This is a genomic window from Sphingomonas faeni (assembly GCF_030817315.1).
Taxonomy (GTDB): Bacteria; Pseudomonadota; Alphaproteobacteria; order Sphingomonadales; family Sphingomonadaceae; genus Sphingomonas; species Sphingomonas faeni_C.
This window is the reverse complement of record NZ_JAUSZF010000001.1, coordinates 2,214,343-2,228,702: the sequence shown is the minus strand read 5'-3', so window position 1 is coordinate 2,228,702 and position 14,360 is coordinate 2,214,343. Positions and strand designations below refer to the sequence as shown.

Below are 14,360 nucleotides of genomic sequence, written 5' to 3'. Positions count from 1 at the left end.
CATCCTGACGAAAGTCAGGACCCAGAGCCATGAGCGTAGGGGCTCGTGGCTCTGGGTCCCGGGTCAAGCCCGGGATGACGGTTGGGGGAGCGGATCGAAGCCCCAATCCTCTGCCAGATCGCGCCAAGCAGGGTTGCCGGCCTCGATCAATTCGATCTTCCACGCACGGCGCCAGTTCTTCGATTGCTTCTCGCGTCCGATAGCGCCCTCCATCGTGTCGGCCATCTCGAACCAGACAAGCCGTTTGACGCCGTACATTCGGGTAAACCCGCCAAAGGATCCGGCACGATGCTGAACGATCCGCGCCATCAGATCGGACGTCACGCCGATATACAGCGTTCCGTTGCGCCAGCTTGCGAGGATGTAGACAGCCGGTTGCCGATCCACGTCATTTCCCCCAATCGTCATCCTGACGCACGTCAGGACCCAGAGCCACGAACACCGGCGTCGGTGGCCCTGGGTGCCGGGTCAAGCCCGGCATGACGGAGATAGGACCACGATGAACCAGTTCACCTCCAACCAGTTCGACCTTACCGACGACCAGCGCGAAATCCAGGAGTTGGCGCGTCGCTTTACCGCCGACCGGATCACGCCGCACGCGGCCGAGTGGGACGAGAAGCACATCTTCCCGCGCGACACGATCAAGGCGGCGGCCGAGCTCGGTTTCGCGGCAATCTATGTCAGCGAGGAGAGCGGCGGGATCGCGCTCGGGCGGCTCGAGGCAGCGCTGATCATGGAGGCGATGTCCTATGGGTGCCCTTCGACGTCGGCGTTTATCAGCATCCATAATATGGCGGCTTGGATGATCGACCGGTTCGGATCGGCCGCGGTGAAGGACAAGTATCTTCCCGATCTGGTGACTATGGACCGGCTGGCGAGCTATTGCCTGACCGAGCCGGGGTCCGGGTCGGACGCGGCTGCGTTGAAGACGCGCGCGGTACGCGACGGTCACGACTGGATCGTGACCGGCTCAAAGCAGTTCATCTCGGGTGCGGGCGAGAATGAGGTGTACGTGACGATGGTCCGCACCGGTGAGGACGGGCCGAAGGGCATTTCCTGCCTCGTGATCGAGAAGGACATGCCGGGCGTATCGTTCGGCGCGAACGAGAAGAAGCTCGGCTGGCACTCGCAGCCGACGCGACAGGTGATCTTCGACGGCGTCCGCGTGCCGGGTGCGAACATGGTGGGCGGCGAGGGCGAGGGCTTCCGGATCGCGATGATGGGGCTCGACGGCGGGCGGCTGAACATCGGCGCGTGCTCGCTCGGGGGGGCACAGCGGTGTCTCGACGAAGCGATCGCGTACACGAAGGATCGCAAGCAGTTCGGGAAAGCGATCGCCGATTTCCAGAACACGCAGTTCATGCTGGCGGACATGGCGACCGAACTCGAAGCGGCGCGCGCGCTGCTCTACATGGCGGCCGCCAAGGTAACGGCGAATGCGTCCGACAAGACCAAGTTCGCGGCGATGGCGAAGCGGCTTGCGACGGACACCGGTTCGTCCGTCGTGGACCGCGCGTTGCAGCTGCATGGCGGGTATGGGTATCTGCAGGATTACCCCATCGAACGCTTCTGGCGCGATCTGCGCGTGCATTCGATCCTCGAGGGAACGAACCAGGTGATGCGGATGATCGTCGGTCGCGAACTGACGCGACAGTGATGAATATCGTCGTCAAGCGTCAAACAGCAGTCACCCCGGCGAAGGCCGGGGCCCAGTTGGGGGACGCATATCGGCTTGGGGCCGTCCTTCGTTACATCGACCTTTCCAACTGGACCCCGGCCTTCGCCGGGAAGGTGTTTTATGAATGACCTGATCACGACCGTCGGAGGCCCGATCGGCCGTATCCGTTTGAACCGGCCCAAGGCGCTGCATGCGTTGAACCTAGCCATGTGCGAAGATGTGCTCGAAGCGCTCGAAGCTTGGCGGGGCGATGCCGCTGTTGAGGCGATCGTGGTCGATCATGCCGAGGGGCGTGGTTTTTGTGCTGGCGGGGATATCCGCATGTTGGCCGCGTCGGGCGCTACCGATGGTGTCGAGGCGCGGGCGTTCTTTCATGCCGAGTACCGGATGAACCACCGGCTGTTCACCTATGCCAAGTCGATCGTCGCTTTCATGGACGGGATCACGATGGGCGGCGGCGTCGGGCTTGCGCTGCCGTGCCGTTTCCGGGTCGCTACCGAGAACACCAAGTTCGCGATGCCGGAGACGGGGATCGGGCTGTTCCCCGACGTTGGCGGCGGCTGGTATCTGTCGCGACTGCCGGGGCGGATCGGGCACTATCTGGCGCTGACCGGGCATCGGCTCGATGGTGCGGAGTGCCTTGCGCTCGGGCTGGCGACGCATTTTTTGGCTGGCGAGACGCTTGATACCGCCAAGGCGCGGATCGCCGCGACGCCGCAGGAGATCGCCGGCGTACTGGACGCTTTGGCGACTGTGGCTCCCGAGGCGAAGATCCTCGCGCGCAAGGACGACATCGACCGGCTGTTCGCGTCGGACGTGCTGGAGGACATCTACGCTGCGCTCGAAGCCGATGGTGGCGAGTGGGCGACGCAGACGCTCGCGACGCTGAAGACCAAGTCGCCGCAGACGATGAAGGTGTCGTTGCGCTTGCTCCACGAGGGCGCGGGGATGGCGAGTTTCGCGGACGAGATGCGGCAGGAATATGCGGTTGGCGCGCATGTCGTGCAGCGGCACGACTTCATCGAGGGCGTGCGGGCGGTGATCGTAGACAAGGACAATGCGCCGCGTTGGGATCCGGCGGCGCCCGAGGATGTGACCGATCACGTGATCGACCAGATCTTCGCGCCGTTGCCGGAGAACGAGGCTTGGACGCCGGGCTAACTCGTCATCCTGACGAAAGTCAGGATCCAGGGTTACAGGCGGCAGCGTTGCGGGCTCTGGATCCTGGATCGAGTCCAGGATGACGATGTTTTTGGAGAGTAAGATGGCCGATTACGAAACGATCCTCGTCGAGCAGCGCGGTGGCGTTACGCTCGTCACGCTGAACCGGCCTCAAGCGCTGAATGCGCTCAATTCGCAGGTGCTTGCCGACCTGATCGCCGCGTTTGCCGCGTTCGATGCGGATCCGTCGCAGGGCTGCGCGGTGCTGACCGGGAGCGCCAAGGCGTTCGCGGCGGGGGCGGACATCAAGGAGATGCAGTCGCAGGGGTTCGCCGACATGTATGCGAGCAACTTCTTCGCCGGCTGGGAGAATTTCACGCGGACGCGCAAACCCGTGATCGCGGCAGTGGCGGGCTATGCGCTGGGCGGCGGGTGCGAGCTGGCGATGATGTGCGACTTCATCCTCGCGGCCGATACCGCGAAGTTCGGGCAGCCGGAGATCAAGCTGGCGGTGTCGCCGGGGATGGGCGGATCGCAGCGGCTCACGCGCGCGGTCGGCAAGGCCAAGGCGATGGAGATGTGCCTGACCGGGCGGATGATGGATGCCGAGGAAGCGGAGCGCGCGGGGCTGGTCTCGCGGATCGTGCCGGCGGACGAGCTGGTCGAGGAGGCGGTAAAGACCGCCGCGACGATCGCGGCGATGGCGCCGCTGGCGGTGCTGGCGAACAAGGAAATGGTCAACGCTGCGTTCGAGACGGGCCTCGCGATGGGTGTGCAGTTCGAGCGGCGGCTGTTCCACGGGCTGTTCGGGACGGCGGACCAGAGCGAAGGCATGGCGGCGTTTGTCGAGAAGCGCGCCGGGACCTGGACGGGGAAGTAAGCCAATTTCCCCTCCCGCTTGCGGGAGGGGTCAGGGGAGGGGCGTGCCGCGACCACTCGCGACGTATTTGCGGCACTGCCCTCCCCCAACCCCTCCCGTGAACGGGAGGGGAGCAGAATTAGGAGAGAGAACATGGCACGGATCGCATTTATCGGGCTTGGCAACATGGGCGGGGGGATGGCGGCGAACCTCGCCAAGAAGGGCCACGACGTTCGTGCGTTCGACTTGAGCGCGGACGCGCTGGACAAGGCGAAGACCGCCGGCTGCCTCCCCGTCGCGTCCGCTGCCGAGGCTGCGGACGGTGCCGAGGCGATCGTGACGATGCTGCCGGCGGGCAAGCATGTCGCCGAGGTCTATGATGCGCTGTTCGGCGTCGCCCCGGCGTCCGCGATCCTGATCGACTGTTCGACGATCGACGTCGCCACCGCCAAGCAGGTCGCCGAAGCCGCGCAGGCCAAGGGACTTGTCGCGGTCGATGCGCCGGTGTCGGGTGGCATCGGCGCGGCCAATGCGGGCACGCTCACCTTCATGGTCGGCGGTTCGGCCGAGGCGTTCGACCGGGCTCAGCCCATCCTCGCGGACATGGGCAAGGCCGTCATCCACGCGGGCGCGAACGGCGCGGGGCAGGCGGCAAAGATCTGCAACAACATGATCCTCGGCGCGACGATGATCGCGACCTGCGAGGCGTTCGTGCTGGCAGAGAAACTTGGGCTCGATGCGCAGGCATTCTACGACATCGCGAGCGTGTCGTCGGGCCAGAGCTGGTCGATGACCACCTACGCGCCGCTGCCGGGGATCGGTCCCGATACGCCCGCCGATCACGACTATCAGGGCGGCTTCGCGACGGCGCTGATGTTAAAGGACCTGCGGCTCGCGATGGCGGCGGCGAAGGATGTCGGCGCGGATACGCCGATGGGCGCGAAAGCTGCTGAGCGGTACGAGGCGTTCGCCGCAGCTGGGCAGGGCAATCTCGACTTCTCGGCGATTATCCGCACGCTACGCGACTAAAATTGCGACGGGCGCGCTTGATCTTCGAACGCCGCTAGCGCGCTGGCGGTGAAACCTTGATCTGCGGATTGGCAGGCGATTGGCCGGCATCCTGCGCGCGGTGGAACGCGCGGTCGGCGTCGTCGACCGCGCCGAGCAACGCGCCGAAGCAGGGGGCATCGTCAATCGGATAGACGCGCGACAGATCATGCCCGAGCGCGAATACGTCGCGTTGCGTAAGAAGTCCGATCGCGACGATACGGTCTGGGTCGGACATGTTAGGCTCCCGTTATGCAATATATGTTAACGCACCCAACGTGTTATCGGTACCGGCCCGTCGAAAAAACGGGTCCAGCGGAGCGTCAACCTAGGTCGAGACGCTCGCGCGCGTGCCAACGGGCCATCATCAGCACCGATACCACCGCCAAGCCGGTCGCGAGACCCGTCCAGATGCCGACCCCGCCCCAGCCGCGCGCGAACGCGAGCCATGCGCCGACGCCGATGCCGATCCCCCAATAGCCGACCGCCGCGAAGATCATCGGCACCGTGGTATCCCCCAATCCGCGCAACATGCCCGCACCGATCACCTGTGCGCCGTCGACCACCTGAAATATTGCAGCGACCGCGAGCAGCGAGATCGCGAGCGCGACGACGGGTGCGTTCGCAGGCGCATCGACGTCGAGGATGATGCCGATAAGCAGTTGCGGGGCGAGTACGAGCAAAGCGGCGGTCAGCACCATGAACCCCTCGCCGATCGCGAACGCCGCCCAGCCGGCGCGGCCGATGCCGGCGCGGTCGCCGCGACCCGACGCGAGTCCGACGCGGATGGTGGCAGCCTGGGCTATGCCGAGCGGGACCATGAAGGTGACGCTGGCGATCTGGATCGCTATCGCGTGGGCGGCGAGCGGCACGGTGCCGAGCAGCCCCATCAGGAAGACGGCGGCGATGAACACGGTCGACTCGAACCCGAGCGTGATCGCGATCGGCAGGCCGAGTTTCCACACGGCGCGGTATCGTGGCCAGTCGGCGCGCCAGAACCGGCCGAGCAGATGGTAGCGGCGGAACGGTCTTACGTAGACGATGACCGAGGCCATCGCGACGAAGCTGAGGCCGTTGGCGATGCTGCTCGCCATGCCCGAGCCGAGCAAGCCGAGCGCGGGCAATCCTGCGTGGCCGAATATCAGCAGCCAGTTGAGACCGGCGTTGACGACCAACAGCCCGACCATCACCACCAGCGACCAAGCGGGTTTCTCCAGCGCGGCGACGAATGCGCGCAGCACGAGGAAGCAGAGGCTCGGCAACATTCCCCACATGACTGCGCGCACGAACCGCGCCGCCTCGTGCGCGAGCGCCGGGTCCTGGTCGAGCAGGTGGACGAGAATCGCTTCGGCGTTCCACAGGACGGTCCAGGACGGGATGCAGAGCGTGGCGGCGACCCAGATCGTCTGGCGCACGGTCCGCCGGATATCGCGCACCGCGTGCGACCGCGCGCCCGCGCTCGCGCGCGATCATCGGCACAGCGGCGGTGGTGAGGCCCATCCCGAAGATCAGGAAGACGAGGTAGAGGTTCAGCCCGAGCGTCGCTGCCGCCAGCGTGTCCGAGCCAAGCCGCCCGAGCATCGCCACGTCGGTCGCCCCGACCAGCGCCTGCGCGAGGTTGGTCGCGACCAGCGGCCAGGCGAGTTTCAGCGTGGCGGCGAACTCGGTGCGCCAGGGGCGGGGCGGGGTGGACGTCATGGGCTGGCTTTAGTGGGATTGAACTGGTTGTCGATTACCTACCAATGCTTCCCCAGAAGGAGGATTGGCGCGGAGCGGTCGGGCGCGATTGGCTCGCGGATACGGTCAGGACTTCACCACCACCACCCCGTCATCCTGACGAAAGTCAGGACCCAGGGTAACGAACGGTGCCTGTGTGGCTCTGGGTCCTGACTTTCGTCAGGATGACGGTGGGGCGTTTGGCGCGCACTCAACTCCCCACCGTCCGGTATCCTACCGCATCAGTCCAGCAGCGCGGAGGGCGTTTTCGATCGTCGCCTGGATTCCGGTAGGTGCCTCGGCGCGAGGCTTCGGCGCAGACTTTGGCGCGGGTTTCGGCGACACGGGAATCGCGATCTTCGCGACGCGTTCGACCGGCGCCGGCTTGGCCGCAGTCTCCGCCTTTGCCGCCGAAACCAGACCCCAGGACTTCGCGATCACCGTCGTGCTCGAAATTCCGACGTCAAGCATGAAGGGCCCCGCGGCGCCCAGTCGCTCGCCGCGCAACGGATCGATCGGCGTCCCGTGGCCCATGCCCGGCACGGTCCAGTCCTCAACGACGTCGCGCCCTTCCGTGTCGGACCAGATCCGGTGGACCGCGGTTCCTACCCGTTCCGTGCGCACGGCTTTTGCGTCGACGCCGTGGATGCCGCGCCACTGCCGTGCGATCGTGTCCGCGTTCGCGACGCTGACCGTCGCATCCGCGCCGCCGTGCCAGATCGCCAGCGTCGGCCAGCGCCCGTCATGGCCGCGCGCGCCGCTGCGGACCATGTCAACCAGCGCGGTGTCGCTGGTGTCGCCATGCCCGCGCATCCGGTCGAGCGCCTGCGACACGCCGGTCGCGGTTCCGTAGGCTAGCCCACCGATTACCGCGCCGCCGGCGAACAGGTCCGGTCGCGTAACCAGCATCGCCATGGTCATCGCACCGCCTGCCGACAGCCCGGTGACGTAGATTCGGCTGCGGTCGAGGCCGTGGCGCGCGATCATCGTCTCGGTCATCTGCGCGATCGATTCCGCCTCGCCGCCAGCCTGCGCGGTGTCCTCCGACGCGAACCAGTTGAAGCACAGATTGGGGTTGTTCGCGCGCGTCTGCTCGGGGAAGACCAGCGCAAAGCCGGCGCTGTCCGCTAGCTTCGACCAGCCCGAGCCGTGGTCATAGCCTGCCGCTGTCTGCGTGCAACCGTGAAGGACGACGACCAATGGCGCGCCGGATGGCAAGTCCTTGGGCACGTAGCTATGCCCAAGCAGCGCGCCGGGATTGGTCCCGAACTCGATCAGTGGCGTCAGGCGGCTCGGCACGGTGTTGCGGGGCGTCGGCGCTCCGGCGCGCGCCATCCGGGCAATGGTATCGGCGATGTTTCTCACGTAATCGGACCTTTTCGTCGCCAGCGTACTAGGCCGCGATCTTATCTCAACGTCGCACCTACATCATTTGTTGCTGCAGTGCAGCAAGAACGTCTGGATCAGTGTCCGACTGCATCGCAGGCTTCGGCGATCGCAGCGTAGATTTGGTCGAGATCGGCGTCGTCGATGCAATAAGGCGGCATGACGTACACGGTGTTGCCGAGTGGGCGGAGCAGCAGGTCGCGGTCCCGGAAGAAGGCGAGCAGGCGCGGGCCGATCTGCGATAAATAGCCGTCCTCGCCGCGCAGCTCGACCGCGGTGATGGTGCCGATCTGGCGCGCGTTGGCGATGCGGGGGTGCCGGGCGAGTGCCTCCAGCTGCGACGCCTGCCGAGCGGTGAGATCTGCGATCCGCTCGCGCACCGGCTCCTCGCGCCAGATAGCTAGGTTCGCATTGGCGGCGGCGCAGGCGATCGGGTTGGCGGTGTAGCTCGACGAGTGGAAGAACATCCGCGCACGGTCGGTGCCGTAATGCGCCTGGTAGATCGCCTCGGTCGCCATCGTCACCGCGAGTGGAACCGCGCCGCCGGTCAGGCCCTTTGACAAGCACAGGATGTCGGGCACGACGCCCGCCTGTTCGCAGGCGAGCAAGGTGCCGGTGCGGCCCCAGCCGGTCATCACCTCATCGGCGATGAACAGGACGTCGTGCGCTGCGCAGATCCGTCGCATCTCGGCGAGGATATGCGCGGAATAGATGTGCATCCCGCCCGCACCGAGCAGCAACGGCTCGACGATGAACGCGGCGGGGTGCGCGGCGCAGGCCTGCTCCAGTGCGTCGAGCGTCGTCTGCTCGTGGCCGGCGGCGGGAAAGGGGATCGTGCCGACGTCGAACAGCAACGGGGCATAGGCGCGGTTGTAGACGCCGCGTGCGCCGACCGACATCGCGCCGATCGTATCGCCGTGATAGCCGTGTTCGAGCACGAGAATGCGGTGGCGATCCTCGCCGCGGTCGAGCCAATAGCCGAGCGCCATCTTCAGCGCGCACTCGACGCTGGTCGAGCCAGAGTCCGAGAAGAAGACTCGCGTAAGGTCCGGCGGCATGATCGCGGTCAGGGCCCGTGCGAGGTCTTCGGCGGGCTGATGCGTCCAGCCGGCGAAAATGATCTGGTCGAGCTTGCCCGCCTGTTCGGCGATCGCCGCCATGATCCTGGGGTTGGCGTGACCATGCGTGGTGACCCACCAGGACGAGATCGCATCGACGATCCGTCGGCCGTCCGACGTGTAGAGCGCGGCGCCGTCGGCATGCGTGACGAGCGGGATCGGCTCGCGCAGGCCGTGCTGCGTGAAGGGATGCCAGACGGGGGAGTCGCTCACCGGAACGCCTCCAGATCGAAGTTCGCGGCGAACGCCTCGGACAAGGTTGCGGCGTTCAACGGGGCTAGGCGGGGCATGCGGCCGAGCCGACGGACCTTGCCGATCGTCGCGATCGTCGCCTCGCTATCTTCGACCGCGTCGCCGACGAAGGCGATGCCGAGGATCGGTACGCCGCGGCTGCGCAATGCCTCGATCGAGAGCAGGCTGTGGTTGATCGTGCCGAGGCCGGTGCGGGCGACGAGCACGACCGGCTTGCCCCACCGTGCGAACAGGTCGGCGAAGATCAGCTCGCGCGTGACCGGCACCATCACGCCGCCAGCGCCCTCGACGACCAGCGGGCCATCGACCTGCGGTAGCGCGAGCAGGTCGGGATCGATCGTGACCCCGTCGATCTCGGCGGCGAGATGCGGCGAACACGGGGTCGTCAGCCGGTACGCTTCGGGCAGGACGTGGTCCGCGGGCACGCCGAGCGTGACGACCGACGCCGCGTCGCTACCGTCCGCGAGTCCGGCTTGCACCGGCTTCCAGTAGCGCGCGCCGAGTGCCGCGGTGAGTCCGGCGGCGAAGACGGTCTTGCCGATATCGGTGTCCGTTCCGGTGACGACGATCGTCATTGCAGCGCTTCTCCCATGACCGCTCCCAGAGCTTCGATATCCGCGACGGTCGCGTTGAGCGTCAGCGATATCCGCAGCCGCGACCCACCCTCAGGTACGGTCGGTGGCCGTATCCCGCGCACGTCGAACCCCGCCGCCTGGATCGCGCCTGCCACACGCATCGTCCGTGCGGCATCGCCGAGGACGAGCGGCAGGATCTGAGACCCGGTTGCCGCGACGCCGTATGGTGCGAACACGCGTTCCGCCGTGGCGATCGACGTCCAGAGCCTCTCCCGCCGCGTCGGTTCGTCCGCGACGATGCGCAGCGCCTCGCCGACAGCCAGCGCCATGAGCGGCGACGGCGCGGTCGAGAAGATGAACCCGCGCCCGCGATTGACGATGAAGTCGCGCATGACCATCGGTCCGCACAACAGCGCGCCTTCGCATCCCAGTGCCTTGCCACAGGTGCGCAGGGTGATGACGTTTTCGCGACCGTCGAGTCCATCGGCGAGGCCGCGGCCGTCGGTGCCGAACACGCCGGTCGCGTGCGCCTCGTCGATCAGGAGAACGGCGTCGTGCCGGTCGGCGATCTCGGCGAGCGCCGCGAGCGGGGCCTGGTCGCCGTCCATGCTGTAGAGGCTCTCGACCGCGATCCACACGCGGCCCGTGCCGCCCGATGCGCGCCACGCGACGATCACGTCCTCGAACGCGTCGGCATCGTTATGCGCCGCGGCAGCGAAGGTTGCTCGCGTGAGACGCATGCCTTCGTGCGCGCTCGCGTGGATCAGCGCGTCGTGGACGATCAGGTCGCCGCGCTGGGGCAGGGTCGCGAACAGGATCGTGTTGGCGACATAGCCGCTGGCGAAGAACAGCGCCGCCTCGGTCCCGAAGAACCGCGCGGCCTCTGCTTCCAGCGTCTCGTGCTGGGGCGCATTGCCGCGCAGCAACCGCGACCCGCCCGATCCGACGGGCACGCCGCGCTGCAACGCATCGGTCATTGCCGCCCGCAGCCGCTCCGATCCTGCGAGTCCGAGATAGTCGTTCGAGGCGAAGTCCACGCCTTGGCGCGGGCGGAGCGATCGGTACCGGTCGGCAGCGGTCAGTTTGGCGAGGTCTCGTTCCTGGTCGGCGAACATCATCGCGCCGCCCTAAACGTTACGGGTCGCGAAGACGATAGCGCGTGGATCGCGCCGTTACCCCGCGTTCCACGTCTCGATGAACCTGCGCGCCCGTGCACCGACGTCCGCTGCCGTCATGCCGGGTGCGAACAGGGCGGAGCCTAGGCCGAAGCCTGCCGCGCCGGCCTTGCGCCAGTCCGCCATCAGCGCCGGCACGATCCCGCCGACCGGCAGCACGCGTGTGTCCCTGGGGAGGATCGCGCGCATCGCCTTCAGCACCGCGGGGCTGGCGGCTTCGGCGGGGAACAGCTTCAATGCGGCGGCGCCTGCGTCGAGTGCCGCGAATGCCTCGGTAGGCGTGGCGATGCCGGGGAGCGCGACATAGCCCTTGTCCGCTGCCGCAGCGATCACGCGCACGTTTGCGTTCGGGGCGATGATCAGCGTGCCGCCCGCAGCGCCGACCGCCTCGACGTCTTCGATGTGCAACACCGTGCCCGCACCGACGACCGCGCGGCCCTCGAACCGGCGCGCCAGTCGCGCGATGCTGTCGAGCGGATCGGGCGAGTTCATCGGCACTTCGAGGATCGTGAAGCCCGCCTCGACCAGCGCATCGCCGATCGCCTCGACCTCATCCGGCTTCACGCCGCGCAGGATCGCGATCAGCGGGCATTTTACGAAAGCGTCGTCGAACGCCTGGCGATGTGTGGTCATGCTGCAAGATCCTGGATGCGGGTGATGCCGGCCACGAACGCGGCTTGGCTGTCGATATGGTGCGAGGTCCCGCCGAGCGCATCGATCGCGCTGGCGTATAGCGCCCCGAGTGCGGGATCGGCGAGGATGTGGACGGTCGTGCCGGCCTCGATCCGCGCGGCGGTATCGGCACCGATCAGCAGCCCACTCGCGAACGAGGCTGCGTGCGCGTCGTCGACAAGTCCGAGCACGCCGCGCGCGCGGATCACGAACAGGCTGGCGGCGAGATCGCGCTTTGCGCCTTCCGCGACGCCCTCGAGAAAGGCTGCGCCCGGCTCGACCGGATGGCCGAGTTGCCGCGACAGGACGCCGTGCGCGCGGAGCAGCGCGAAGAGTTCGCCGGTCATCGCGGTGGTGAACCGTTCGATCCGGCCACGCTGGACGGTTGCCCATTTGCAATGCGTGCCGGGCTGACAGAGCAGTGCGTCGGCCGGGACGAGTTCGGCGGCGACTGCGCCGAGCAGCTGAACTTCCTCGCCGCGCATCACGTCGGCGTGCAGCCCGTCTCGGTACGACAGGCCGGGCACGATTGCGGTTCGGTCGTCGATCCGGTCGACCGCGGCGGCGATGTCCGGAAGTCCGGCGGGGGCGGCGACATAGGGTACGCTGCGCCAGCCGATGTTCGATCCGACCATCCCGGCAAGCAACATCGGCAGGTCGCCCAGCCGATCACGGATGCCGGCTACTTCCGCCTCGTACTCGCCCGCGCCGACGGTAGCGGCGCCGCGATCGTCCCGCTCGGACGCAACCACGACGCTCTCCTCGATCCGGAACGCGCGGCGGTTGCTGGTGCCCCAGTCGACCGCGATAAAAGCATTCATCGTCATCACCTCGACCCCATCACAGCGTGATTATACGACAAATCGCGGGAGCTGCCATGAAGGATTGGCAATACGGCCTTGAAGGCACGTGACAGCGTGGTTCCGTTGCGCCAGAACCTGCGGCGATGAATATCGACATGACAGATACTGACAGTCTTCCCGTCGTCGGTGCGACGGGGCGCAACCTGACTCACGGCATGCTCGATACGCTGGGACGTGCCATCGTCACCGGACGGTACGAGACGCGTCCATTCCCGACCGAGGCGGAAATCGCCAAGACCCACGGCGTCAGCCGGTCGGTGACGCGCGAGGCGGTCAAGATGCTGACGGCCAAGGGGCTGGTCAGCGCACGCCCGCGGCAGGGCACCGTGGTGCAACCGGCAAGCTCGTGGAACCTGTTCGATACCGACGTGCTGCGCTGGACGCTGGAACGCAAGTTCTCGGTCGAGTTGTTGCGACACTTCAATCAATTGCGGGTCGCGATCGAGCCGGAGGCCGCGGCATTGGCGGCGCGGTTCGGCGATGCCGCCGACGAGGCGGCGATCCGCAACGGACTGGCACAGATGGAGGCGGGTGAGGCGGGAACGACCGATCCGCTCGAAGCCGACATCGCGTTTCACATGGCGATCCTGCGCGCGTCGAAGAATCCGTTCTACGCGCAGTTCCAGTCGGTGGTGTCGACTGCGCTGCGGACGTCGATCCGCTTCACCAACCGGATCAAGGGCCGTTCCGCAAATATCCCCGATCACGCCGCGGTGGCGGACGCGATCATCGCACGTGATCCTGCCGGGGCGCGGATCGCTATGACGCGGATCATCGGCGATGTGCTGACGCTGATCGGCGACGAGTAAGCCCTGTCACGTGATGGCGGACCGAGCGGAAGCGTGCACGCCACCCCTGTTCTAATACGATAACTGAGAGGATTTCGAATGGCGACCGAGGCAATGTCCGCAAAGCCGATCCGGCTGGCGATCGTCGGCGTTGGCAAGATCGCGCGCGACCAGCATCTGCCGGCGATCGCGAACGATCCGCGCTTCGAACTGGTCGCGGCGGTCAGTCGCAATGCGGTGGTCGACGGCGTCGACAATTATCACGACATCGCCGAACTCCTTGCGGCCGGGCATGAGCTGGACGCGGTGTCACTCTGCACGCCGCCGGTGGGGCGGTCCGCGATCGCGATGACGGCGCTCGATGCCGGGCTGGACGTGATGATGGAGAAGCCGCCGGCCGCAACGCTGTCCGAGGTGGCGCGGATCGAGGCGCATGCGGTTGCCGCGGGCCGTTCGCTGTTCGCGACCTGGCATTCGCGTGAGGCGGCCGGCGTCGCACCGGCGCGGGCGTGGCTTGCCGATCGCAAGGTCCAGCGCGTCGCGATCGCGTGGCGCGAGGACATTCGCCGCTGGCACCCCGGGCAGGACTGGATCCTGGAAGCCGGTGGGTTCGGCGTGTTCGATCCCGGCATCAACGCGCTGTCGATCGCGACCGAGATCCTTCCCGGCGATTGGGTCGTGAACAATGCCGACCTGCATGTGCCGGAAGGTCGCATGTCGCCGCTGGCCGCCGATATCGATCTCACCTGCGGCGACATTCCGGTCACGGCGGCGTTCGACTTCCTCCACGAAGGCCCGCAGCAGTGGGACATCGTCGTCGAGACCGACGGCGGTACGCTCAAGCTGAGCATGGGCGGGGCGGTGCTGGACATCGACGGCAAGGTCACCGAGGCGACGGATGCCGAATATCCAGGACTCTACGCCAAGTTCGCGGATCTGGTCGGTTCGCGGTCCAGCGACGTGGATGTGACTCCGCTGCGGCTGGTGGCGGACGCGTTCCTGGTCGGGCGGCGGACGATCGTTCCAGCCTTCGAATGGTGAAATCCGATTTAGCTGATCGAAGATAGGAT

The 14,360-nt window shown here is 66.8% G+C and carries 15 protein-coding genes and 1 pseudogene; 7 read left to right on the top strand and 9 right to left on the bottom strand.

Annotated elements, in window-relative coordinates:
- Positions 1–63 precede the first annotated feature (63 nt).
- Positions 64–387 (bottom strand): GIY-YIG nuclease family protein, encoded by a 324-nt coding sequence (locus tag QFZ54_RS10330; protein WP_307086919.1) that lies wholly within the window; start codon positions 385–387, stop codon positions 64–66.
- A 112-nt stretch (positions 388–499) separates the two neighbouring features.
- On the opposite strand from QFZ54_RS10330, the gene QFZ54_RS10325 reads away from it, so the two are divergent.
- The 5 genes from QFZ54_RS10325 to mmsB all read left to right on the top strand — a co-directional run bounded on the left by QFZ54_RS10325 (position 500) and on the right by mmsB (position 4,727).
- Positions 500–1,657: an acyl-CoA dehydrogenase family protein gene (locus QFZ54_RS10325; protein ID WP_307086918.1), complete on the top strand. Its 1,158-nt coding sequence runs from the start codon at positions 500–502 to the stop codon at positions 1,655–1,657.
- Positions 1,657–1,806 carry a hypothetical protein gene (locus QFZ54_RS10320; protein ID WP_307086917.1) on the top strand — a complete coding sequence of 50 codons (150 nt, stop codon included), beginning with the start codon at positions 1,657–1,659 and terminating at the stop codon, positions 1,804–1,806. Before QFZ54_RS10325 ends, QFZ54_RS10320 begins: the two co-directional genes overlap by 1 nt.
- A complete protein-coding gene (locus QFZ54_RS10315; RefSeq protein ID WP_307086916.1) occupies positions 1,799–2,839 on the top strand; it encodes an enoyl-CoA hydratase/isomerase family protein in 1,041 nt (346 codons plus the stop codon). The genes QFZ54_RS10320 and QFZ54_RS10315 overlap by 8 nt, the downstream gene beginning before the upstream one ends.
- 103 nt (positions 2,840–2,942) lie before the next feature.
- The gene (locus QFZ54_RS10310) at positions 2,943–3,719 is read left to right on the top strand and encodes an enoyl-CoA hydratase (RefSeq protein WP_307086915.1); all 777 of its coding nucleotides are present in this window, start codon (positions 2,943–2,945) and stop codon (positions 3,717–3,719) included.
- A 132-nt stretch (positions 3,720–3,851) separates the two neighbouring features.
- Complete coding sequence (gene mmsB, locus QFZ54_RS10305) at positions 3,852–4,727, top strand: 3-hydroxyisobutyrate dehydrogenase (protein ID WP_307086914.1); 876 nt, start codon at positions 3,852–3,854, stop codon at positions 4,725–4,727.
- A 34-nt stretch (positions 4,728–4,761) separates the two neighbouring features.
- Here mmsB and QFZ54_RS10300 read toward each other — a convergent pair whose 3' ends face one another.
- From QFZ54_RS10300 to QFZ54_RS10265, 8 genes and pseudogenes are all read right to left on the bottom strand, one after another.
- A complete protein-coding gene (locus tag QFZ54_RS10300) occupies positions 4,762–4,983 on the bottom strand; it encodes a hypothetical protein (protein ID WP_307086913.1) in 222 nt (73 codons plus the stop codon).
- A gap of 85 nt (positions 4,984–5,068) precedes the next feature.
- Positions 5,069–6,443 (bottom strand): annotated as a pseudogene (locus QFZ54_RS10295) (MATE family efflux transporter).
- A 252-nt stretch (positions 6,444–6,695) separates the two neighbouring features.
- Positions 6,696–7,826 carry an extracellular catalytic domain type 1 short-chain-length polyhydroxyalkanoate depolymerase gene (locus QFZ54_RS10290; RefSeq protein ID WP_307086912.1) on the bottom strand — a complete coding sequence of 377 codons (1,131 nt, stop codon included), beginning with the start codon at positions 7,824–7,826 and terminating at the stop codon, positions 6,696–6,698.
- Positions 7,827–7,924: 98 nt separating this feature from the next.
- Positions 7,925–9,178: an adenosylmethionine--8-amino-7-oxononanoate transaminase gene (locus tag QFZ54_RS10285; protein WP_307086911.1), complete on the bottom strand. Its 1,254-nt coding sequence runs from the start codon at positions 9,176–9,178 to the stop codon at positions 7,925–7,927.
- Positions 9,175–9,792: a dethiobiotin synthase gene (bioD, locus tag QFZ54_RS10280; protein WP_307086910.1), complete on the bottom strand. Its 618-nt coding sequence runs from the start codon at positions 9,790–9,792 to the stop codon at positions 9,175–9,177. Before bioD ends, QFZ54_RS10285 begins: the two co-directional genes overlap by 4 nt.
- On the bottom strand, positions 9,789–10,910 hold the full coding sequence (locus tag QFZ54_RS10275) for an 8-amino-7-oxononanoate synthase (RefSeq protein WP_307086909.1): 1,122 nt from the start codon (positions 10,908–10,910) through the stop codon (positions 9,789–9,791). The genes bioD and QFZ54_RS10275 overlap by 4 nt, the downstream gene beginning before the upstream one ends.
- Positions 10,911–10,964: 54 nt before the next feature.
- Positions 10,965–11,600, bottom strand: a complete 636-nt coding sequence (locus QFZ54_RS10270) for a 2-dehydro-3-deoxy-6-phosphogalactonate aldolase (RefSeq protein WP_307086908.1) — start codon at positions 11,598–11,600, stop codon at positions 10,965–10,967.
- Complete coding sequence (locus QFZ54_RS10265) at positions 11,597–12,466, bottom strand: 2-dehydro-3-deoxygalactonokinase (RefSeq protein ID WP_373458499.1); 870 nt, start codon at positions 12,464–12,466, stop codon at positions 11,597–11,599. Before QFZ54_RS10265 ends, QFZ54_RS10270 begins: the two co-directional genes overlap by 4 nt.
- 131 nt (positions 12,467–12,597) lie before the next feature.
- On the opposite strand from QFZ54_RS10265, the gene QFZ54_RS10260 reads away from it, so the two are divergent.
- Positions 12,598–13,311 (top strand): FadR/GntR family transcriptional regulator, encoded by a 714-nt coding sequence (locus QFZ54_RS10260; RefSeq protein WP_307086906.1) that lies wholly within the window; start codon positions 12,598–12,600, stop codon positions 13,309–13,311.
- A gap of 78 nt (positions 13,312–13,389) precedes the next feature.
- A complete protein-coding gene (locus tag QFZ54_RS10255) occupies positions 13,390–14,331 on the top strand; it encodes a Gfo/Idh/MocA family protein (protein ID WP_307086905.1) in 942 nt (313 codons plus the stop codon).
- Positions 14,332–14,360 lie beyond the last annotated feature (29 nt).